This is a genomic window from Candidatus Saccharimonadia bacterium, from assembly GCA_035544015.1.
In the GTDB taxonomy this organism is placed as follows: Bacteria; Patescibacteriota; Saccharimonadia; order UBA4664; family UBA4664; genus UBA5169.
Window position 1 is genome coordinate 249,838 of the sequence record DATKIP010000093.1, and the last position, 19,429, is coordinate 269,266.

General features: G+C 59.1%; 19 protein-coding genes. 11 read left to right on the top strand and 8 right to left on the bottom strand.

The features are described from left to right. Position 1: 1 nt before the first annotated feature. From VMT30_07790 to VMT30_07800, 3 genes are read right to left on the bottom strand one after another with little or no spacing between them, the layout of a single operon-like run. On the bottom strand, positions 2-958 hold the full coding sequence (locus VMT30_07790; GenBank protein ID HVQ44830.1) for a hypothetical protein: 957 nt from the start codon (positions 956-958) through the stop codon (positions 2-4). Beyond that, positions 955-1,875 (bottom strand): hypothetical protein, encoded by a 921-nt coding sequence (locus VMT30_07795; protein HVQ44831.1) that lies wholly within the window; start codon positions 1,873-1,875, stop codon positions 955-957. The genes VMT30_07790 and VMT30_07795 overlap by 4 nt, the downstream gene beginning before the upstream one ends. Continuing rightward, on the bottom strand, positions 1,872-2,822 hold the full coding sequence (locus VMT30_07800; protein ID HVQ44832.1) for a hypothetical protein: 951 nt from the start codon (positions 2,820-2,822) through the stop codon (positions 1,872-1,874). The genes VMT30_07795 and VMT30_07800 overlap by 4 nt, the downstream gene beginning before the upstream one ends. Positions 2,823-2,995: 173 nt before the next feature. Between VMT30_07800 and VMT30_07805 the strand changes: the two genes are divergently transcribed. From VMT30_07805 to VMT30_07815, 3 genes are read left to right on the top strand one after another with little or no spacing between them, the layout of a single operon-like run. Then, positions 2,996-4,312, top strand: a complete 1,317-nt coding sequence (locus tag VMT30_07805) for a hypothetical protein (GenBank protein HVQ44833.1) — start codon at positions 2,996-2,998, stop codon at positions 4,310-4,312. A gap of 3 nt (positions 4,313-4,315) precedes the next feature. Then, complete coding sequence (locus tag VMT30_07810; GenBank protein HVQ44834.1) at positions 4,316-4,705, top strand: Rid family detoxifying hydrolase; 390 nt, start codon at positions 4,316-4,318, stop codon at positions 4,703-4,705. A 58-nt stretch (positions 4,706-4,763) separates the two neighbouring features. Further along, positions 4,764-6,965 (top strand): bifunctional alpha,alpha-trehalose-phosphate synthase (UDP-forming)/trehalose-phosphatase, encoded by a 2,202-nt coding sequence (locus tag VMT30_07815; GenBank protein HVQ44835.1) that lies wholly within the window; start codon positions 4,764-4,766, stop codon positions 6,963-6,965. Here the strand turns inward: VMT30_07815 and VMT30_07820 are convergent. Beyond that, the gene (locus tag VMT30_07820) at positions 6,962-7,888 is read right to left on the bottom strand and encodes a magnesium transporter CorA family protein (protein ID HVQ44836.1); all 927 of its coding nucleotides are present in this window, start codon (positions 7,886-7,888) and stop codon (positions 6,962-6,964) included. The genes VMT30_07815 and VMT30_07820 overlap by 4 nt on opposite strands. A gap of 75 nt (positions 7,889-7,963) precedes the next feature. Between VMT30_07820 and VMT30_07825 the strand changes: the two genes are divergently transcribed. The 4 genes from VMT30_07825 (at position 7,964) to VMT30_07840 (ending at position 10,986) form a co-directional block, all read left to right on the top strand. Further along, the gene (locus VMT30_07825; protein ID HVQ44837.1) at positions 7,964-8,404 is read left to right on the top strand and encodes a hypothetical protein; all 441 of its coding nucleotides are present in this window, start codon (positions 7,964-7,966) and stop codon (positions 8,402-8,404) included. Positions 8,405-8,418: 14 nt separating this feature from the next. Next, positions 8,419-9,387 carry an aspartate carbamoyltransferase gene (pyrB, locus tag VMT30_07830; protein HVQ44838.1) on the top strand — a complete coding sequence of 323 codons (969 nt, stop codon included), beginning with the start codon at positions 8,419-8,421 and terminating at the stop codon, positions 9,385-9,387. Then, complete coding sequence (locus VMT30_07835; GenBank protein ID HVQ44839.1) at positions 9,388-10,020, top strand: 2,3-bisphosphoglycerate-dependent phosphoglycerate mutase; 633 nt, start codon at positions 9,388-9,390, stop codon at positions 10,018-10,020. A 291-nt stretch (positions 10,021-10,311) separates the two neighbouring features. Beyond that, positions 10,312-10,986: an FAD-dependent oxidoreductase gene (locus tag VMT30_07840; protein HVQ44840.1), complete on the top strand. Its 675-nt coding sequence runs from the start codon at positions 10,312-10,314 to the stop codon at positions 10,984-10,986. Here VMT30_07840 and VMT30_07845 read toward each other — a convergent pair. Continuing rightward, entirely contained in the window at positions 10,983-12,242 is a 1,260-nt protein-coding gene (locus VMT30_07845) for a TRAM domain-containing protein (protein HVQ44841.1), read from the bottom strand. The two genes, VMT30_07840 and VMT30_07845, sit on opposite strands and share 4 nt — an antisense overlap. Positions 12,243-12,301: 59 nt before the next feature. On the opposite strand from VMT30_07845, the gene zwf reads away from it, so the two are divergent. Further along, positions 12,302-13,774: a glucose-6-phosphate dehydrogenase gene (zwf, locus tag VMT30_07850; GenBank protein ID HVQ44842.1), complete on the top strand. Its 1,473-nt coding sequence runs from the start codon at positions 12,302-12,304 to the stop codon at positions 13,772-13,774. Here zwf and VMT30_07855 read toward each other — a convergent pair. Continuing rightward, complete coding sequence (locus VMT30_07855; protein HVQ44843.1) at positions 13,771-14,346, bottom strand: hypothetical protein; 576 nt, start codon at positions 14,344-14,346, stop codon at positions 13,771-13,773. The two genes, zwf and VMT30_07855, sit on opposite strands and share 4 nt — an antisense overlap. Positions 14,347-14,465: 119 nt before the next feature. Between VMT30_07855 and eno the strand changes: the two genes are divergently transcribed. Continuing rightward, positions 14,466-15,758, top strand: coding sequence for a phosphopyruvate hydratase (gene eno / locus VMT30_07860; protein HVQ44844.1), 1,293 nt, complete (start codon positions 14,466-14,468; stop codon positions 15,756-15,758). Positions 15,759-16,481: 723 nt separating this feature from the next. Here eno and VMT30_07865 read toward each other — a convergent pair. Continuing rightward, the gene (locus VMT30_07865) at positions 16,482-16,670 is read right to left on the bottom strand and encodes a hypothetical protein (GenBank protein ID HVQ44845.1); all 189 of its coding nucleotides are present in this window, start codon (positions 16,668-16,670) and stop codon (positions 16,482-16,484) included. A gap of 462 nt (positions 16,671-17,132) precedes the next feature. Here VMT30_07865 and VMT30_07870 point away from each other — a divergent pair, with 462 nt between their 5' ends. Together VMT30_07870 and VMT30_07875 are read left to right on the top strand one after the other, a co-directional pair. Next, the gene (locus tag VMT30_07870; protein ID HVQ44846.1) at positions 17,133-17,402 is read left to right on the top strand and encodes an AbrB/MazE/SpoVT family DNA-binding domain-containing protein; all 270 of its coding nucleotides are present in this window, start codon (positions 17,133-17,135) and stop codon (positions 17,400-17,402) included. Next, the gene (locus VMT30_07875; GenBank protein ID HVQ44847.1) at positions 17,403-18,992 is read left to right on the top strand and encodes an MDR family MFS transporter; all 1,590 of its coding nucleotides are present in this window, start codon (positions 17,403-17,405) and stop codon (positions 18,990-18,992) included. Here VMT30_07875 and VMT30_07880 read toward each other — a convergent pair. Further along, positions 18,989-19,387, bottom strand: coding sequence for a hypothetical protein (locus tag VMT30_07880; GenBank protein HVQ44848.1), 399 nt, complete (start codon positions 19,385-19,387; stop codon positions 18,989-18,991). The two genes, VMT30_07875 and VMT30_07880, sit on opposite strands and share 4 nt — an antisense overlap. Positions 19,388-19,429 lie beyond the last annotated feature (42 nt).

Here is a 19,429-nt window from a genome sequence, read left to right on the forward strand (position 1 = left end):
TTTAGTTCGCGAAGCTACCCGCGCGATTGTAACCTTCCTGCGGACAAACTTCAATGAGGTACTCAGCAATTTTCTCGTTCACAAAGGCCGCCTGAGGACTCACCGAGGCCGGCGATAGGCCGGGTTTATGATTGAGCTCGATGAGCTTCCAACCACGGGTAGTATTGGCCATATCTACACAATAAAACCGCGGATAGTCAGCAAAATACCGATCAATCTCCAGGGCCATCCGCTTGGCCTCAGCTGGGATCTCGTCCGGGTAAAGGTGCTGAATCGACCCGCCCTGCTTGCGGTTGGCTCGGTATTCCCCGGGGGCCGGCACCCGCACCATCCCGCCCAAAATCTGGCCGCCACCAATCTTCACCCGCAGGTCATGAATACCCGGCGCAATGCCCTCAATGCCCACCGACGTATCCATAAACTCCTGCACCAGCAGGGGATAGCCCGCATCCGGCGCCTCCCCGAGCACCTCTGCTCGCGTGCCGATGTACACCGACTCACCCCCAGAGCTCACCGGATGCTTCACGACCACCAAATCGCCCTGCACCCGGTCCATCGCCCGCTCCAACTCCCGCCGATTGCCGCAGACAATCGTGAGCGGCTGATACTGCCCAAAAATCCGATATGTCTCGCTCTTGCTCTCCGCCACCCGGTTCACAAAGGGCGGATTAATCACCACCACATCATCGGCCGTAAACCCACCTTTTTCGAGCACCAGTCCGGCCCGGATGTCGCCAACCTTAGTGAATTCCCGTACCGGCTTTTTCGTCTCGGCCGTGTAGGCAACCTTAAAATTGCCATCCCCCAAGTATGTAGCGGTGTCAGTCGCAAAATACGCCATCGCCCCCCGAGCCTTAATCGCCAACAACAAATCAAGATACGAATTCCACAGGTACTCATCATGAAACGGGTACGCATCAGGATCAATCGTCCGGCAAAAAATAACGATGGTTTTCACGAAGGCGCAACTTCAATTAAATAATCCGCCAACATCTCAATAATATGTCGCGTCGGTGCACTCTGCGAAACCGGCGTCAGCCCCGGCTTACTATTGAGTTCGATGAGCTTCCAGCCCTGCGGCGTATTCGCAAAATCAAGCGCGTAATAGCGCGGGTAATCTGCAAAAAACTGATCAATCTCCAGTGCCAACGCCGCCACATCCGCCGGAATTTGCTCAGTATACAAATACCGTTCGCTTCCCCCCTGCGAAACATTGGCTCGGTATTCACCCGGCGCCGGCATCCGAATCTTCGCGCCCCAAATCTTCCCGCCGCCAATCTTAATCCTCAGGTCGTGCATGCCCTCCACCAGCCCCTCGATACCCACCGAGGTATCGACAAACTCCTGCACAATCAACGGATAGGTAGCCGGCATCTTTGCCAGCACCTCGGCTCGAGGACCAATGAAAACCGCCTTACCGCCGTTTCCCTCCGGCTCTTTTACCACAATCATGTCTCCGGCCAGTTCCTCGGCCGCCCGCTCGAGCTCGGAGCGATCATGCGCGATCACCGTTTTGGGCTGGTACTTGCCAAAATACTTATAGGTTTCGGTTTTGCTGGAGGTAATATCATGCACGAACGCCGGGTTAATAACCAAAACATCCTTACCCGTAAACCCACCCTTTTCGTACACCACATCCGCCTTCACGTTGTGCACCACCTCAAACTCATCGGCCGGCCGCTTGGTGTCGGTAGTGTAGGCGGTCGAAAACAGGCCGTCACCCAGATACGTAGCGTTATCGGTCGCAAAATATGCCTGCGCCCCACGCTTGCGTATGGCAAACATCAAATCCAGATAAGATTCCCAATAATACGGTTCATTAAACGGATAGCCATGGGGATCAACGGTTCGGCAAAAAATAACCACCGTTTTCATGCCAGCCCTACCATATACGACACAAATCCATCCATAAATTCCTGCGCCAACGGTCCCACATCCCGGTAGTATAAACCCGGCTTTCCGTTGAGCTCAATCAGCTTCCAGCCTTGCGTACCCTTCGCAAAATCCAGGCTATAATACCGCGGAAATTCCTTGAGCTCACCGTCAATGCTGTGCGCCATATCAACCACTGCTTTCGGCAGCTCAGCGCGGCTAAGCAAACGCAAACTACCCCCCTGGCCCGTATTGGCCAGCAGTCGGCCAGCAGCCGGCTGCCGCAATGTACCGCCGAGAATCGTGTTCCCGGCCATAATCACGCGCACGTCGTGCGGACCCGCCGCCAAACCGGGAAGCCCGTCACTCATATCCACAAATTCCTGGACCAACATGGGGTACGTTTCAGTCTCCGGCACCACCAGCTCGTCTTTGGCCGCAATGTACACCTGCTGGCCGCTGCTACCAGCTGGATTTTTCACCACCACCATCTCACCGGGCATATCGGCAATCGCCGCCTTCAGCTCCTGCGGATTTGCCACAATCACCGTTTTCGGCTGGAACTGACCAAACCGCCGGTAGGTTTCAGCCTTGTTGCAAATTTCACGCAGCTTCGGGTCGGTTACGGTCAGAACATCCCGGCCCTCAAACCCACCCTTTTCATACACTACGCTCGCCGTGATAGGGCCAACCTCCCGAAATTCCGGCACCGCCCGAGCCTCATGGATAGTCCAGGCGTTGGCAAAACGTCCGCCACCCAGATAGCTAGCATTATCAGTCACAAAATACGCCTTCACATCGGCCCGATTCAGCGCCAACAAGTATTGCTGATTGGCAAACCCAAAATCGTTATATCCCACCTCTGATCGCAAAAAAGGCGGTTTGGTGACATCGATATTGCGCACAAAAAACCCTATAGTCTTCACCGTATCTCCTGTAACGATTACCATTAGACACCCCGCCACAGCCAGCAGTGGCGATAATTCTTAATATGAGCAATAATGACTTTCGTGTTCTGTGTCGACTGAAAATTCTCTCAAGCGATGTACGTCCATAACCTACTGCAGTATCGAATGCTTCCAAGTCATATAAAAGATTAGTGATTGTCGCGCAATATTACAAGATGAAAATACATTCCCAGCAATGTTTATTTGATACCTGGCAGGCAACCTCAGCGCCAATGTTTCACACCAGCGAATTTTGGCCTCGTTTTAGCGAAACCAATATTCGGCAGTTTCTCGAAAGCACCGGCGATCAGCCCACGCCATCGCAAGCTCTCAATGAAGAGGGGATAAGGGCATCAAAACACAAAATCAAAGCCTTTCTCCGGCACATCCAGCCGCTCGATAGCACCACCTTTCCCTGCAAAGACGAATACGTGGCGTTTGAGCAGGAACGGCTGGTTTTATTGAATGTCGTGCTGGGTGCCAACCAGGCCGAGCAGCTCGCGGACTACAACGACGAATTGTATGGCTCACTAGCCGACATGCACTACCACGAGGTACTCCAATACCTCAAGCACTACCTCCAAAACCTAGATCCGCGCTCAGCTCCCGTCAGCGCAGCGCGTGATCTGCTCCTCGAAACCTGGCACACGATGGGATCAGATAATATGCTGGTCTCGGGTATCTTCGCCCAAGCCGATGCCTACCGGCTCAAACTTCGTCCACTGGTAGCATATCGATTCGGCTTTCTCGAGACGCTGCTCGAAACCCATCAGCCAAACGAAATCCTCACCCCGCAAGCCGCTCAATCCATCCTCCAGAGCTCCCTCAAGCCGACTCTAGGAGAAGCGGGGACCAGCTGGACGACCATCATCCAAGACGGTGCACCCAATGTGTTTATCGACTACGAACACCACGCCATCGTCATTCCCGCCGGCCGCAATTACACCCTGGCTCAAATTCGCGTCCTGGTAGTCCACGAGATCGGCGTCCACGTCACGCGCTCGGTGCGTGGCGAAACCAGCCATGAGCGCCTAGCCGGCTACGGCCTGCACGGCTACGGGCCCACCGAAGAAGCCTTTGCCGAACTGCTCGGAACCGCCGGCACCAGTCATCGGCCCAATCTCGGACCGCTCGAGGCCTTCGCCATCATCGACTTCGCCACGCCCGCCACTGGTCGGTCCTTCCGGGAGGTTTACGACCTCGTCAAAGCCTTAATTCTGTGCCTCGCCAACCCCGACGACACCCAGCTCGACCAACACCGCTACAATTACCAGCGCAAGGCCTTCGCCCGCACGATCCGCATGCTGCGACTCGGCACCAATGTACTCGTGGACCGGTCTATGACCAAATATTGGCGAGGAGGATTATTGCTCAATCATTATTTCCAGTCCCACGAGGTAAACGAACAAACAGTAGGCGAATTTCTCCTCGGCAAATACGAGCCCACGAATCTCGCTCAACTCGAGCTCATCAAACACCACACGAGAGGATAAACCATGACCACCCCGCCCCCAACACCCGCCACTCCCGTCGGCCCCTACAGCCCCATCCGCAGGGTCGGCGAACTCTACTTCATCTCCGGCGTCATCCCGCTCGTCCCCGGCACCAAAACCGCCGCCGCCGACATCGACACCCAGACCCGCCAAGCCTTCGCCAATCTCACTGCCGTTCTGGCCGACGCCGGGCTGAGCCTCGACACTATTGTCAAAACTACCGTATTCCTCACCGACATGGCCGATTTCGCCGCCATGAACGCTATTTACGTCGAACATTTTGCCCAGCCGCGCCCCGCCCGCAGCTGCGTCGGCGTCAGCGAGCTGCCCCGAGTGGCCACCGTACCCCTCAAAATCGAAATTGAGGCCATCGCCACCAAACCGTTGGAGTAACCACCATACCGCCTCGTTTACGGAAAGTGTTACTATAGTAACCCAGATACGGAGTAGAATGTTGGCAATACCTCCCCTCATCGTCGTTTCAAACCGGCTCCCCGTTAGCGTAAAAAAATCTGGTGGCAAATTAGTCTTCGAAGCTAGCACCGGCGGGCTGGCCACGGCCATGTCGTCGCTCGACAATTCCGGCAGCAACATCTGGATCGGCTGGCCCGGCATTAGCTCCGACGAGCTCACCGCCGACGACAAAAAAACCATCCGCAAAGAGCTCGAAAAAAACCATTGCTATCCAGTTTTTCTCAATTCCCAGCAAATCGAACGATTCTACGACGGCTACGCCAACGCCACCCTGTGGCCGCTATTCCACTACTTCCAATCCCTCACCGAGCACCACACCGAGCAATGGCGCGAGTACCAGAAGGTCAACAAACTCTTTGCCGCGGCCGTCATGAAGTACGCCACCGCCGATTCCCAAATCTGGATTCACGACTACCACCTCATGATCCTACCCAAGCTCCTGCGCGACGAGTTGCCCGAAAGCTCCATTGGCTTTTTCCTGCATATCCCGTTTCCCTCGTACGAAATCTACCGTCTGCTGCCCGATCGCAAAGAGATCATCGAAGGCCTGCTGGGCGCCGACCTCGTGGGCTTCCACACCTACGACTACGTCCGACACTTCTTGAGCGCCGCCCTGCGAACGCTCGGCCACGACAGCAACATGTCGGCCATCACCGTGGGCGACCGCCTCGTGCGGGCCGACGTGTTTCCCATCGGCATCGACTACGACAAGTTTGCCGGTTTCAGCAAATCGCCCGAAGTCAAAGCCGAGCTGACCGCGCTCAAAAATCGCTACGATGACCAAAAAATCGTGCTTTCGGTCGACCGGCTCGATTACTCCAAGGGCATACTGGAGCGTCTCGAAGCCTTCGATCACTTCCTCGAGACCAACAAGCGCTGGCTCAAAAAAATCACGCTCGTGGTGGTAGCCGTACCCTCGCGCATCGCCATCGACGCCTACCAGCACATGCGCGAAGACATCGAGCGCGCCGTCAGCCGCATCAACGGCCGCTACTCCACGGTCGACTGGTCGCCCATCTCGTACCAGTACAAAAACCTGCCGTTTGTACAACTCGTGGCGCTCTATGCCCGCGCCGACGTTGCCCTGGTCACGCCCCTGCGCGACGGCATGAATCTCGTCGCCAAAGAGTACATCGCCAGCAAACAAAGCCGACCCGGCGTGCTTATCATTAGCGAAATGGCCGGCGTCGCCGACGAGCTCCCCGAGGCCATTCGGGTCAACCCCAAATACCGCGAAGACATGGCCCGAGCCCTCGAAACTGCCCTCCGCATGCCGATCGCCACCCAGCGCCGCAAACTCGCCACCATGCAGCACCGGCTAGCGCTCTACGACGTCGGGCGCTGGGCCCAAGACTTCATCGAGCAGCTCTCCACCGCCAAAAACCGCCGCGTCGCCCACGACCTCAAACTCGTCGACGACATCACCACGCGAGAAATCATTGCCAAATACCGCCAGGCCAAGCGCCGCCTGCTCATGCTCGACTACGACGGCACGCTCACCAACTTCGTCAACGACATCCGCCCCATGTCGTCGCGCCCCTCCGGCCGCCTCCTCAAAATGCTCAAAAAACTTGGTAGCACCCCCGGAAACGAAGTTGTCATCGTCAGCGGCCGGCCCAAACGTGCCCTTGATTCGTGGTTCAGCAAGCTGCCCCTCGACCTCGTCGCCGAGCACGGCGCCTGGGTCAAAGACGACGGCAAATGGTCTGCCCGCTCCAGCATCCCCGCAGGCTGGAAGGAGCCCATCCGCACCATCCTCGAAGCTATCACCGAGCGTACCCCCGGCTCGCTCATCGAAGAGAAAAATTTCTCGCTCGTTTGGCACTATCGCAATGTCTCGCCCGAGCTCGCCTACGTGCGAAAAGCCAGCCTCAGGCACGATACCGAACGCCTCCTGCACGACAGCGACGTCGAAGTCTTTCAGGGCAACAAGATCCTCGAATTCAAACCCAGTTTCATCACCAAAGGCGCCGCCGCCAAAGAAAAATTAGCCGGCGCGGCCTACGATTTTGTGCTCGCCATCGGCGACGACTACACCGACGAGGATCTCTTCGAGACCCTACCCGTAGGTTCATTCACCATCAAAGTCGGCCTCAGCAATTCTAGCGCCCGCTATCACGTCACGAGCGTCGAGGAAGTCCACCGATTTCTCGCTCACCTGGCCGCCGCCGTCGACTAAAACCAGTTCTCGCGCCAAAATATCCAGCCCAAAAGCCCAATCGCACCAATCACCACAGCGCCCAACACCCAGAACATCCCCGAGTTATGCTGGCCGGGCAGCGCCACGTTCATGCCGTAAATGCTCGACACAATCGTCGGGATCGACATAAAAATCGTAATAACCGTCAGTCGCTTAATAATCCGGTTCAGGTTATTGGCCATGATCGTCGAATAGGCCTCACGGATGTTCACGATCGTTTGCATGCTCGACCGACTCGATTCAATGAGCTGGCGAGTAGCCTGCGACAAGTCTTCCACGAGGTCTTTATCTTCCTCGTGAAACACCAAGCCGTACCGACCGCTCAGCAGCCCCTGCAGTACCACGTTCGCCGCCACCAGATCTGACAAAAATGACCCCAGCGAGTCCTCGATCACCACAAACGCCACAAAATCACGGTTGCTGATTTTTTCCACGCTCAGCTTGGCCCGCACGCCCCGAATCTGACGATCCAAGAAATTAACATTCGATTCGTAGCTCAGCACCAAACTGCGCAGCAGCAATAGCAGCACCTTCGCGCGCTGCGTCGTAATGAGAGTGGGGGAGCCCAACAACCGGTCCAGCCCCGGCAACGGCCGCCGCGACACCAGCGCCACAAAGTTTGAGCTCACCACCAACAGCACCGGATCGGTATCCACCACGTCCCCGCGCCGGTACGAGTAGCGCATATACACGTACAGCATGTCGTCATCGGTTTCGATGCGCGGGATCTCATCCGGGTCGAGGGCATCGGTCAGCAGATCAGGATCAAGCTTAAATTTAGCCTCGAGCAATTTCAGCTCGTCGGGCGTCGGGCCCTCAGCCAAAATGAGCGACCCCGGGCGAAAAACATCCGCCTTAGCCAGCTTGTCTTCCCGGACGCTCCGGTAGCAATATGTCAGCATTATGATTTCCTCTTGAGATCATTCTTGCCCATGCATGGCGCGTTGTCGACACCTTTGGTGTATCATGGGATCGAAATGACAACCCACACCATACCCCACACCGCAACCAGTGTTCTCTTCGGATGCATCGACGACCGGCTCACCGCCGCCGACTCCGAATTCATCAACCAACACGGCGGCGCCTTTCACCCCGCGCTCGCCGGCGGGGGCGCCGCCTTCCTCGACCCCGAGGCCAGGTCTGTAGCCCTCAGCCAGATCGTCGCTGCCTACCGCATCGCCGGAGCCACCACCATTTACCTCGAAAGCCACACCGATTGCGGCGCTTACCGGCTCGCCGGAGTGCGGTTTGATTCGCTCGCAGCCGAAATCGACCGGCTCACCGCCGACCTCAAACAAGCCGCCAAGTACGTCAAAGCCGCCCTCATCCAAGCCGACGCCCCCACGGACGCCATCGAGATCTTCATCCGCATCATCAACCCCGCCGGTCACGAGCTAGATCTGCAGCGACAACCCTAACCCCCAGAGGAATCATGCCCCACCCCAGCACCCCACTCCGCCACATCCTCTCGGCCGATCAATTTACCCCCGATCTCATGAGCCAACTCTTCGATTACGCCGACCGAGCCGCTACCATTATCGACGACGAACAGCGCTACCAGCACATCGGCAACCGGCTCACTGGGCACATTTTGTACCGGCTGTTTTACAAAGAATCCACCCGCACCTACGAATCATTTGGCTTTGCCGCCACCCACCTCGGTATGAACGTCTTGGGCACCCAAAGCGTGCAATTTTCATCAGTAGCCAAGGGCGAGACCCTCGAAGACACCATCCGCACCATCTGCAGCTACCGCCCCAGCATGATCGTGTTGCGCAGCGCGAGCGTCGGCGAGGCCGCCACCGCCGCCACCGTCTCGAGCGTGCCAATCATCAACGCTGGCGATGGTAGCGGCGAACACCCCACCCAAGCCCTCCTCGACCTCTACACCATCCAACGCGAGCTCGGGCGCACCAGCGGCCTCAAACTCGTGATGGGCGGTGATCTCGCCAACGGCCGCACCGTCCGCAGCCTCGTCAAACTAGCCGCCAAATACCCCGACAATCACTTCACCTTCGTGGCACCCCCCACTTTCGAAATGGGCGATGATATCCTAGCCGAGCTCCGAGCCCAAAACATCGCCTACGACCAAACCGCCGAGGTAATTCCGGCGCTGAAATCCGCCGATGTCGTGTACTGGACCCGCATCCAAAAAGAACGCATCACCGACGAGCAATCCGCCTACCTCAAAGCCCACCCCACCACCGGTGAAGACTACAGCCTCGGACTCGCCGAAGTAGCGCACATGCCCGCCGGCGCCCGCTTGATGCACCCGCTGCCCCGCGTCGGCGAAATCAAGCCCGAGGTCGACAGCGATCCCCGAGCCGTCTATTTCAAGCAAATGCATTACGGCATGCTCGTGCGCATGGGCCTCATCGAATACGTTTTGGGGTACCTCTAAATGCCCGGCACCCTCATCCTCGCGCGACACGGCGAGTCCGAGTTCAACGCCAAGGGACTCTGGACCGGCATTTGGGACATCCCGCTCACCGACAAAGGCCGCGGTCAGGCCAAGCAAATGGGGGAGGCCCTCGCCGACCTCAAGCCCAGCGTTGCGTTTACCTCAGCGCTCATTCGCGCCCAAGAAACGCTCAAACTTATGCTCGCTGCCAACGACTGGGACATCCCCACGCACCAGGCTCACCAACTCAACGAGCGCGATTACGGTAAACTCACCGGCCTCAACAAATGGGAGGTCGAAAAACAGTACGGCGAGGAACAATTCACCAAATGGCGCCGCGGCTGGGACTTCCCCGTACCTGGCGGCGAAACCCTCAAAGACGTGCAGGCCCGCGCCCTCCCGTATTTCCAAACCCACATAGTACCCCTCCTCGAAGCCGGTCAGACCGTCCTTGTTTCAGCTCACGGCAACAGCCTCCGCGCCCTCATGAAATATCTCGACGACACGAGCGACAAGGGCGTAGAACAGCTCGAAATTCATTTTGGCGAGATCGTCATCTACACCTTCGACCAATCTGGCCATCCCAGCGACAAAACCATCCGCAAGATTACAACCCAACCCACTAATGCTTAAATCTGGCTGCCTAGGTGCACCAGAAATTAGAGAAATGTCCATACTTTACAAAACCCGGAGATGACAATATAGTGCCATACCCCAGATAGGCGGCCCACCGCGGGCCCTAGCATCATCGTCACCGCACGGCACTGAACGAAGGCCGAAGCGATAGAGAGCTTGGATAGAAGAAATCAGCCGGCTTCGAGTTTCTACAACGACTTGAAGCCGGCCCTGCGCCCCACTCTCGCCCCCTCACCGAACCAACGGTTATTTTTTGCGAGTTGGCAGCCGTGTATAGTGATCAGACAGATGATGCTCACCTTGGAGTCCAAAATTCACCGCGTCGACAACGTTTGGTCGTTTCGGTTCCAGCCGGAGCACCCGATGCTCTGGCTCGCAGGCCAATTTATGCGCGTAGAGCTCCCGCACGCTGATGTCGACGCCGCCGGCGCGAGCCGTTGGTTCACCATCGCCGCCGCGCCCCACGAAGCCGTGCCCACCATCACCACCCGCCTCACCAACTCCACCTTCAAACAAGCCTTAGCCAACCTCCGCATCGGCGACCACCTGCGGCTGCTCGAGTCCCCAGCCGGCAATTTCGTCTGGCGCCCGTCCGATCGACCGCGGCTGTTCGCCGCCCAAGGGATCGGCATCACGCCGTTTTACGCCATCATCAAAGACCGGCGGCATCACGGTCTGCCCACCGAGGCCGTACTGGTCTACGCCCACCGACCAGGCACCGGCGCCGTGTTTGACGACGAGCTGCAGGCCTGGGCCGAATCCGACCCCACGCTCACCATCATTCACCACGCCGGCCTTCTGTCGCCGGAGCAGTTGGTGCGATACGTTCCCGATTATGCCCAGCGCACCCTGTATGTGTCTGGTCCCAAATCATTCATTCGGCTCTGCATGCCGCCCCACCGACTCCCCCCACGCCAGCTCAAACAAGACAATTTTCCCGGCTATGCTGCCGCCAACTATTAAACCCGCTCCAGTATCGCCAGCGACTCCAGGTGAAGCGTCCCCGGATACAGGTCAAACCCCGTCACGGCCGCCGCTCGATAATCCGGCTGCAACAACCGCATGTCGCGGGCCTGAGTGGCCGGATTGCACGACAAATAAATAATCCGGCGCGGCGCGGCCGCCACAATCGCGCGCACCACCGCCGGCTCCAGCCCCGCCCGCGGCGGATCCACGATCACGCAGTCCGCACCATCAAGCAACCGCGCATCCAAACCCGCCACCGACGTCGCCACCGCGGCGTAGTTGGCGATGCCCACGCGAGCCGCATTCGCGCGCGCCGCCTCCACACTCCCCGGATTAATCTCCACCCCCAGCACCTCGCCGGCCACCCGCGCCGCCGCCAAACCCAGCGTACCCACGCCGCCATACAAATCCACCAACCGCCCGCGCGGTGGCACCGCCGCCACAATGCGCTCCGCGATCTGCTCAAAAAACGGCACGTTGGTCTGAAAAAATCCGTCGTACGGATACGTCAAGTCAATCCCGGCCACCCGGTCGGTCAACTCCGGCGCCCCGCTACTCCCGAGCAGCTCATGCTGGCTCCGACCGACCCGCCGCGACACCACCAGCACCTCGAGCCCCGGCACCTCCAGCTCAGCCCATCGCCGGCGCGGCTTATCGAGCAACGCCACATGGCCCAATACCGCCCCCGTCGCCACGCTCTGGCGCACCGTCAGCGTATCCAGAGACTCGCTCAAACCAAACTCCCGCACCCGCTCCAGCAGACCCAGTGCCGCCGCGTTCATCGCCTCAGACCCCAATCGGCAGCCATGGGGCAGGGGAATGATATCGCCGTAACTTCCCCGAGCATGAAAGCCCAAATCCATCGCAGCTCCCGCCCGCGCTATCGAAAACTCCAGCTTATTGCGATACCCCAGCAGCGCCGGTGCCGCCACCATCTCGGCCACCGGCACTAGCAGATCGGGGTGCCCAAAAGCCTCTGCCAATACCTGTCGTTTAAGCTCCAGCTGATAATCGTACTCCACACCTTGCCACGGCGCACACGCCAAAAAGTGCTCCTCGGCCGCCTCACCGCGCTGAGCCGCCGCCCGCACAATTCGCGTCACTTGAGCCTCTACATAGCCGCTTTTGGTTTTGGTCACCTCCACCTCGGCCGTCTCGCCCGGCAACGGACCGGCCGCAAACACCGCCCGTCCCTCCGCATAACCAAGCGCCCGGCCGCCGCCCACTACTTTCTCGAATGTTACTGTCATCATAGGCAGTCATTATACTCGGCGGCGACCATATTCCCAGCACAATCATGTATGATATCCATATGGTCAAACCCAAGCCGCCACTTCCAGCGAACCCTCCCGCACCGGCGGCTCTCGTAATTTTTGGCGTCACCGGCAACCTGGCCCAGCACATGCTGCTACCCGCCCTCTACCACCTCGAAAGCCAGCAGCTACTACCCGAGGAATTCTACATCGTCGGCATCTTTCGGCGCGTCCCCGACGTCGATGCCATCCTCCACGAAGCCACCGCCCAGCTCGAGCAAAACGGCGAAACCATCGACCCAGCCGTCACCAGTCGCCTCAAAAGCCGCCTTCACACCATCAAAATGGACAGCACCAATCCCAGCGACTTTTCACGCCTCGCCGAGCTCCTGCACGGCCTCGACGACGCCGCCGGAACCAAGCTCAACCATCTCTTCTACCTCGCTATCCCGCCGGATATCTTCGAAACCGTCATCGATAATCTCGCCACGGGCGGCCTCAATCACGATGACGCCGACCGCTCCAGCCGACTGCTCATCGAAAAACCCTTCGGCTACGACCTCGCCTCGGCCGAAGCGCTCATCGACGCCATGTCGGCCCATTTCGACGAGCATCAAATTTTTCGCATCGATCACTACCTCGCCAAGGAGACCGCCCAAAACATCCTCACGTTTCGCTTTAGCAATCCTCTCATCCAGGGCATCTGGAGCCGCGAATTTATCGATCATATCCAAATCACCGCCACCGAAAAAATCGGTATCCAAGGCCGCGTGGCCTTCTACGAAAAAATGGGCGCGTTACGCGACTTTGTGCAAAGCCACCTCATGCAGCTCATGGCGCTCGTAATGATGGAATACCCCGAAGATCTCACCTCCGAAGCCATCCACGCCGAAAAGCTGAAGGTACTAGAGAGCATCGAGACCATCACCCCCCACAGCGTGCCCGATGTAGCCGTGCGTGGCCAATACGCCGGCTACCGCGACGAAGTGGGCGACCCAGGTTCCACCACCGAAACCTACGCCGCGCTCAAACTCGAAGTCGCCAATTCGCGCTGGGGCGGCGTGCCGATACTCCTTCGCACCGGCAAATCGCTCGCGCGCAAAACCACCGAAATCGTCGTTGTATTCAAAGACCGCACACGCAAAGCCTCCCCCGACAATTTGCTGGTCATTCGCATTCAACCCGATGAAGGCATCTCGCTCAAGCTCCTGGCCAAAAAGCCTGGTTTCGACGACCAACTCCAGCCGGTCCAAATGGATTTTTCCTACTCCGGCGTCTTCGACGGCCACCAACCCGACGCCTACCAGCGCGTACTCATCGACGCATTGCGCGGCGATCACTCGTTATTTGCCACCAACGACGAAGTGCTCGTCAGCTGGCGCATTTTACAACCCGTGCTCGATGCCTGGTCGCATACCGCCGAGCCGCCGCAAAGCTACGCCCGCGGCAGTCGCGGACCCGCCGACGCTCAGCGCCTCGCCGCCAACTACGGCTCCCAATGGATCGACAACCACACCCCCAGGCAGCCCTAGCGCACCAGCCGCGCAATGCGCTCCAGGATTACGTCGAGCCACCACAGGCTCACCCGATACGTAGCCGCCAGCTCCAGCAACACCGCGTTCACCTGCGCATACCGATCGCCCAACCGTTCCCCCTGCGCAAATTCCGGCATGAGCCCCATGCCCGCAAGCGCGCGCTCCGCATAATCGTTCCACACCCCATAGCTCCGCGGCCCAGTCACGAGCAAAATCGGCGTCAGCTTGGCCTTACCCAAATGCGCCACCGCTAGCTCACCCCGGCCCGGCTCCAGCGCATTCAGCCGCTCCGCCACCGGCCGCGCCTCGTCAATGAGGCAAGCCAGCGCCACCCGCAACCGCTCCATGTCGGCCGTCACATCTTCGCGGCTAATCTCGCGCCAACGATGATTTTGCCGGTAGCTCAAAAACCCCGTCATATCTTGCTTCGTGAGCGTCGCAATCCCCTTGGGCGAAAAAATTACACCCCAATACGCCGTCACCTCCTGCTCTTGCAATCGCAGCGCCATCACCGCCGGTGTCGAATCGCGAAAGGTCTGAATTTGACTAACCGGTATTTGAGCCGTCATCCGCCCATAATACCACCATCGGATCACTCTCATACGCAAAATTACTTAAAAATTTTATGCATAAAAAATGTAAGTAATTTTGAGGCGTATAATAAGGCCTGCTTAAGGAAACCCCTCTCATGAAGATCACCCACGTCACAGCCCGCCAAATTCTCGACTCCCGCGGCAATCCCACGGTCGAATCCGATGTCACGCTTGAGTCCGGTGCTCTCGGCCGCGCCGCCGTCCCCAGTGGCGCCTCCACCGGCTCGCACGAAGCCGTCGAATTGCGCGATGGGGGAGCGGCCTATGGCGGCAAGGGCGTCACGGGGGCCGTCGGCCATGTCAAAACCGAGATCGCCGACGCCGTCACCGGCCTCGATGCCGACGACCAGGACGCGCTCGACCACGTACTCATTGATCTCGACGGCACCCGGGGCAAATCCCGCCTCGGCGCCAACGCCATCCTGGCCGTCTCCCTCGCCGCCGCCAAAGCCGCTGCCGCCAGCCACGACCGGCCCCTCTGGGAGCACATCCAGCATCTCGCCCCCGGCGTCCAAGACCCCACGCTGCCGCTACCCATGATGAACATCATCAACGGCGGCAAGCACGCCGCCGGCTCTACCGACATCCAGGAGTTCATGATCCTGCCTGTCGGCGCCGCCAACTTCAGCGAAGCCCTGCGATGGGGAACCGAGGTCTTTCACGCGCTCGCGAAGGTGCTCAAAAAAGCCGGCTACGGCACCACCGTCGGCGATGAAGGGGGATACGCACCCACCGTGCGTCATGGTAACGCCGAGGCCCTCGAGCTCATCGCCGCCGCCGTCGAGCAAGCCGGCTACCGCCTCGGCGACCAAATCGCCCTTGGCCTCGACGTCGCCGCCACCGAACTCTACGCCAATGGCACATATACCCTTCACACCGAAAACAAATCGCTCACTTCCGTCGAAATGATCGATTTCCTCGCCGACCTCGCCACCAAATATCCCATCATCTCTATCGAGGACGGCCTAGCCGAAGACGACTGGACCGGCTGGGCCCAGCTCACCGCCCGCCTCGGCTCCAAACTCCAACTCGTCGGCGACGACCTGTTTGTGACCAACACCGAATTCCTCGCTCGCGGCATCAAAGACCACTCCGCCAATTCAATCCTCATCAAACTCAACCAAATCGGCACCCTCACCGAAACCATCCAGGCCGTCACCATGGCTCGCGAAGCCGGGTGGACCGCCGTCATCTCGCATCGCTCCGGCGAAACCGAAGACACCACCATCGCCGACCTCGTGGTAGGCCTCGCCACCGGCCAAATCAAAACCGGATCGCTCAGCCGCACCGACCGCGTCGCCAAATACAACCAGCTCCTGCGCATCGAGGAGCAGCTCGGCGCTTCCACGCGCTTCGCCGGCCGCAACGCGCTAGCTCACCGAAAATAACAACAACTCGTTTAAATCGTCCCGGGAACCAGGACCCTGTGGGTTTTCTCTCCGTGCCGTCCACCACAATGTAGCAGTGCGCCTGAATCCGTGGAGGCATCGCCCACCCCGGAGTGGGGGCGTAGAGACCCATCGGTATCGTTACCTGGATATGTACCTTCGTGCCACTCCTCACCCAAGCCTCTTGATCTATCATGTAGGCGGTACGCGGGGGAGCGAGGTATCCCGGCCGCCGGTCATGAAGAACTACGCTGGGCGTACGCTCAACACTGATCCAGACGTCATGCACCCCGGCCTTCTTCGCCACCACGGTCGTCGGCTCTGGATCCTTCTGAGTGGGATTAGTACCTGGCAGCCACCACTCGGCCAAAAACCGCACATGATGACAGTTACTGCCTCCCTCCTGACAATTGGATTGAACATGGGTGGGCTTCTTCGGCGACGAGTGCATCGCTTGGCCCAGCCCCAGCACGGCAGCCCCCGCAAGCACAGCCGCGCCGATCCTGCTCATGAACCTTCGTCGTGGGATCGTGTCGGACATCAGAATGCCCTCCTGCTTCTCGACTCCGATAGGATGGTCTCTTGACTACGCGAGACGCATTATTATCACGCTAGCGAGCCAAGATTGTCAAACCCGGGACGGCGCGTCATTGGGCCGTCCCGGGGCCAACCGATGAGACCGCGGCCCCATCGGCCGATATACTTGCGGGCCTCATACCGCCGCTAAGTAACGATCGCCTGGCAGTCGGCGCTTGCGTTGCTCCCCCGCGGAGTCCACTCGTCTCTCGTGTCGAGCGGATCGATCGCACAGTAGGCATATACCCCCTGCTGAAAACGATTATAGCCGCCATAAGGAGTAATGCTGGCCCGCACCACCGTCCCGACCCGCACCCAGCGTGCATGGTACTCCATGAGAGGAGCATGAGTCGTAGCAGGATAACCCTGCCGAAGGTCGGGCCGGTCCTCATTGACCTGCCCGGGAATCGAGATCAGAAGCCTCTGAACTCCTGCCACTTCCGATCCGCTACCCGGCAGATACCAGTAGGCCTTGACCTCGATCTGCCGACAGTCAAGCTCGCCCGGCTGGCACCGAGAATCATCCGTCACCACGGGGCTAGCGGGAACGGACCGAGGCGGGGCGGATGGTTGACGGGTCGTCGACAGAAGAGCCCCAAGCAACCCGACCACCACGAGTACACTAACAGTACCCACCCCAGCTCTACCGCTTCTCCGGCTCTTCTGAATCGTCTGATTGCGCATAAACAGCCTCTCCGATAGAAGGGGGAACCGGCTCACTACGACATGAGCCGAATTATTTTTACGCCAACAACCCCTGTCTTGACAAGTCGCCTCAGTATGAATAGTATGATTAGTATGCAAAACTCCCATGAGTCAATTCACGCCGCTATGGACATGGTCACGCTCGGTGAGCGAGGCCAAGTCGTGATACCCGCCGTAATCCGCGACACTATTGGGCTCAAGCCGGGCGATAAACTCATGGTGTTCACCAAGCACGCCGAAGTCATCTGCATGGTGCCGGCTTCAAGCATGCGTCACCTCGTAGACGTGCTCAACGCCCAGCTGGCCGAGATCGACACCGAGGGGCCCTCCAAGAATAACCAGAGCACTAAGGAGGCCAAATAAATGCTCCACGAACTCAGCCGCGGCACCAAAATCGGCATTCTCGTCAGCGTGATGGTCGGCATGTTCTTGGCCGCCCTCGACCAAACCATCGTCGGCACCGCCATGCCCAAGATCGTGGCCGAGCTTCAAGGCCTCTCCGAAATCACCTGGGTAGTGTCAGCCTACCTGCTCGCCCAAGCCGTATCCGTGCCCATTACCTCCAAGCTTTCCGACATTTTCGGCCGTCGGACCATGTTTTTCTTCAACGTCATCGTTTTTCTCATCGGCTCCATCCTATCCGGTGCCTCACCCAACATGGGCTGGCTCATCGCCTCGCGTGCCATCCAGGGCATCGGCGGTGGGGGACTGGCCGCGGCCGCCTTCACCATCATCGCCGACATCTTCCCACCCCGCGAACGCGGCAAGTGGACCGGCCTCGTAGCCGGTATGTTTGGCCTCGCCTCGGTCATTGGCCCCACGCTCGGCGGCTACATCACCGACCACCTTTCCTGGCGCTGGGTGTTCTACGTCAACCTGCCCGTAGGCCTCATTGCCCTAGCCATCGCCGCCGTCGCCTTGCCCAACATCAAGCGCGATTCGCGCGGCCGCATCGACTGGCTTGGCTCCATCAGCATCGCCGGCGCTGTGATTCCGCTGCTGCTCGGCCTCATCTGGGGCGGCTCAAAGTATTCCTGGAGCAGCCCAACTATTCTGGGACTCTTCGCGGCCGCCGCCGTCATGACCGCCGTCCTCATCGCTGTCGAGCGCCGCGCCCAAGACCCCGTCTTGCCACTCCGGCTCTTCAAACACCGTATCTTCAATCTGGTAAACCTCATCATCATCTTGTCGTCGGCGGCCATGTTTGGCGGCATTCTCTACATTCCCGTATTCTTCCAAATGGTGCTTGGCCAAAGCGCCACCAGCTCCGGGCTCATTCTCCTGCCGCTCATGGTCGGTATTGTCTTCGGCAGTATCGTGTCGGGCCAAATCGTCTCACGCACCGGCAAGTACCGCATCATCGGCCTCATCGGCTTCGCCACCAGCACGCTCGGCCTCTTGCTCCTATCACACATCACCACCGCCAGCACCGCCGGCCAAGTGAGCCTCGGCATGGTGATCCTCGGCCTCGGCCTTGGCCCAAGCCTGCCCCTCATGCCCCTCATCATCCAAAACGCCTTCGGCCCCGAAGACACCGGCGTAGTCACCGGTGCCACTCAATTTTTCCGCACCATCGGCGGCGCGCTGGGCGCGAGTGTACTCGGCACCGTCTTCAACAACCAGCTCACCACCAGCCTCAAAGCACTACCTACTGCCGGCCTACCCGACCAGCTTTCCACTGCGCTGCATGATCCCAACATCATCACCAGCCAGACCGCGCTCAATCAGGTGCTAGCCCACATTCCCCATAACGTCCTGCCCCTGGTCCAACCCAGCATCACGGCTTACCTTGATCTCTCAAAAGGCTCCATCGCCTATGCCATTTCCATTGTCTTCACGGTTTCCATGGCGCTCGCTGCCATCGCTCTGGTCGTGTTCTACCTGGTAGAGGAGCGCGAACTGCGCACCTCGCATGGCCCGACACCCGCTCCAGCCGAACCCGCCGTCGTCTAGCCCTTAAGCTCGCGCAAAGCCGCCCGCAAATCGCGTTCCAGCACCTCGGCTTCGACCTCATCGATCACCGTCAAAACCTTGCGCTGAGCCAGCACAATATCATGGTCTCGAAAGAGATAATGTTTAAAATAATCCGTCTCGCCCAAATCCGACGACACCTCCAGCAGCCACTCAAACGGCGGCCGCGCATCCGGCCGCGTGCGCGCTACCCGCAGGCGCTCACCGTCCACCCGCACCTCCACCTCCTGCACCACTACGCGGTCGGGCACGTCTTCCATTGCAAACTCACTGGCCTTCACCGCCCGCTTCACCTCCCCGGCGTCATACACTCGCGCCGCGAGGTCCACCAACTCCCGACACCGCTGCGCCCCAATCGGCTCTCCAATCTCTCTCATATGCCCCGATCTTACTGTATACTTCTAGGATCATAATACGGC

Bases quoted from the DNA above. Each gene is read 5' to 3' on its own strand.
- VMT30_07795 (HVQ44831.1), bottom strand. From the start codon at position 1,875: ATGAAAACGGTGGTTATTTTTTGCCGAACCGTTGATCCCCATGGCTAT.
- VMT30_07800 (HVQ44832.1), bottom strand. From the start codon at position 2,822: ATGGTAATCGTTACAGGAGATACGGTGAAGACTATAGGGTTTTTTGTG.
- VMT30_07805 (HVQ44833.1), top strand. From the start codon at position 2,996: ATGAAAATACATTCCCAGCAATGTTTATTTGATACCTGGCAGGCAACC.
- VMT30_07810 (HVQ44834.1), top strand. From the start codon at position 4,316: ATGACCACCCCGCCCCCAACACCCGCCACTCCCGTCGGCCCCTACAGC.
- VMT30_07815 (HVQ44835.1), top strand. From the start codon at position 4,764: ATGTTGGCAATACCTCCCCTCATCGTCGTTTCAAACCGGCTCCCCGTT.
- VMT30_07820 (HVQ44836.1), bottom strand. From the start codon at position 7,888: ATGCTGACATATTGCTACCGGAGCGTCCGGGAAGACAAGCTGGCTAAG.
- VMT30_07825 (HVQ44837.1), top strand. From the start codon at position 7,964: ATGACAACCCACACCATACCCCACACCGCAACCAGTGTTCTCTTCGGA.
- pyrB (HVQ44838.1), top strand. From the start codon at position 8,419: ATGCCCCACCCCAGCACCCCACTCCGCCACATCCTCTCGGCCGATCAA.
- VMT30_07835 (HVQ44839.1), top strand. From the start codon at position 9,388: ATGCCCGGCACCCTCATCCTCGCGCGACACGGCGAGTCCGAGTTCAAC.
- VMT30_07840 (HVQ44840.1), top strand. From the start codon at position 10,312: ATGATGCTCACCTTGGAGTCCAAAATTCACCGCGTCGACAACGTTTGG.
- VMT30_07845 (HVQ44841.1), bottom strand. From the start codon at position 12,242: ATGATGACAGTAACATTCGAGAAAGTAGTGGGCGGCGGCCGGGCGCTT.
- zwf (HVQ44842.1), top strand. From the start codon at position 12,302: ATGGTCAAACCCAAGCCGCCACTTCCAGCGAACCCTCCCGCACCGGCG.
- VMT30_07855 (HVQ44843.1), bottom strand. From the start codon at position 14,346: ATGACGGCTCAAATACCGGTTAGTCAAATTCAGACCTTTCGCGATTCG.
- eno (HVQ44844.1), top strand. From the start codon at position 14,466: ATGAAGATCACCCACGTCACAGCCCGCCAAATTCTCGACTCCCGCGGC.
- VMT30_07865 (HVQ44845.1), bottom strand. From the start codon at position 16,670: ATGGAGTACCATGCACGCTGGGTGCGGGTCGGGACGGTGGTGCGGGCC.
- VMT30_07870 (HVQ44846.1), top strand. From the start codon at position 17,133: ATGCAAAACTCCCATGAGTCAATTCACGCCGCTATGGACATGGTCACG.
- VMT30_07875 (HVQ44847.1), top strand. From the start codon at position 17,403: ATGCTCCACGAACTCAGCCGCGGCACCAAAATCGGCATTCTCGTCAGC.
- VMT30_07880 (HVQ44848.1), bottom strand. From the start codon at position 19,387: ATGAGAGAGATTGGAGAGCCGATTGGGGCGCAGCGGTGTCGGGAGTTG.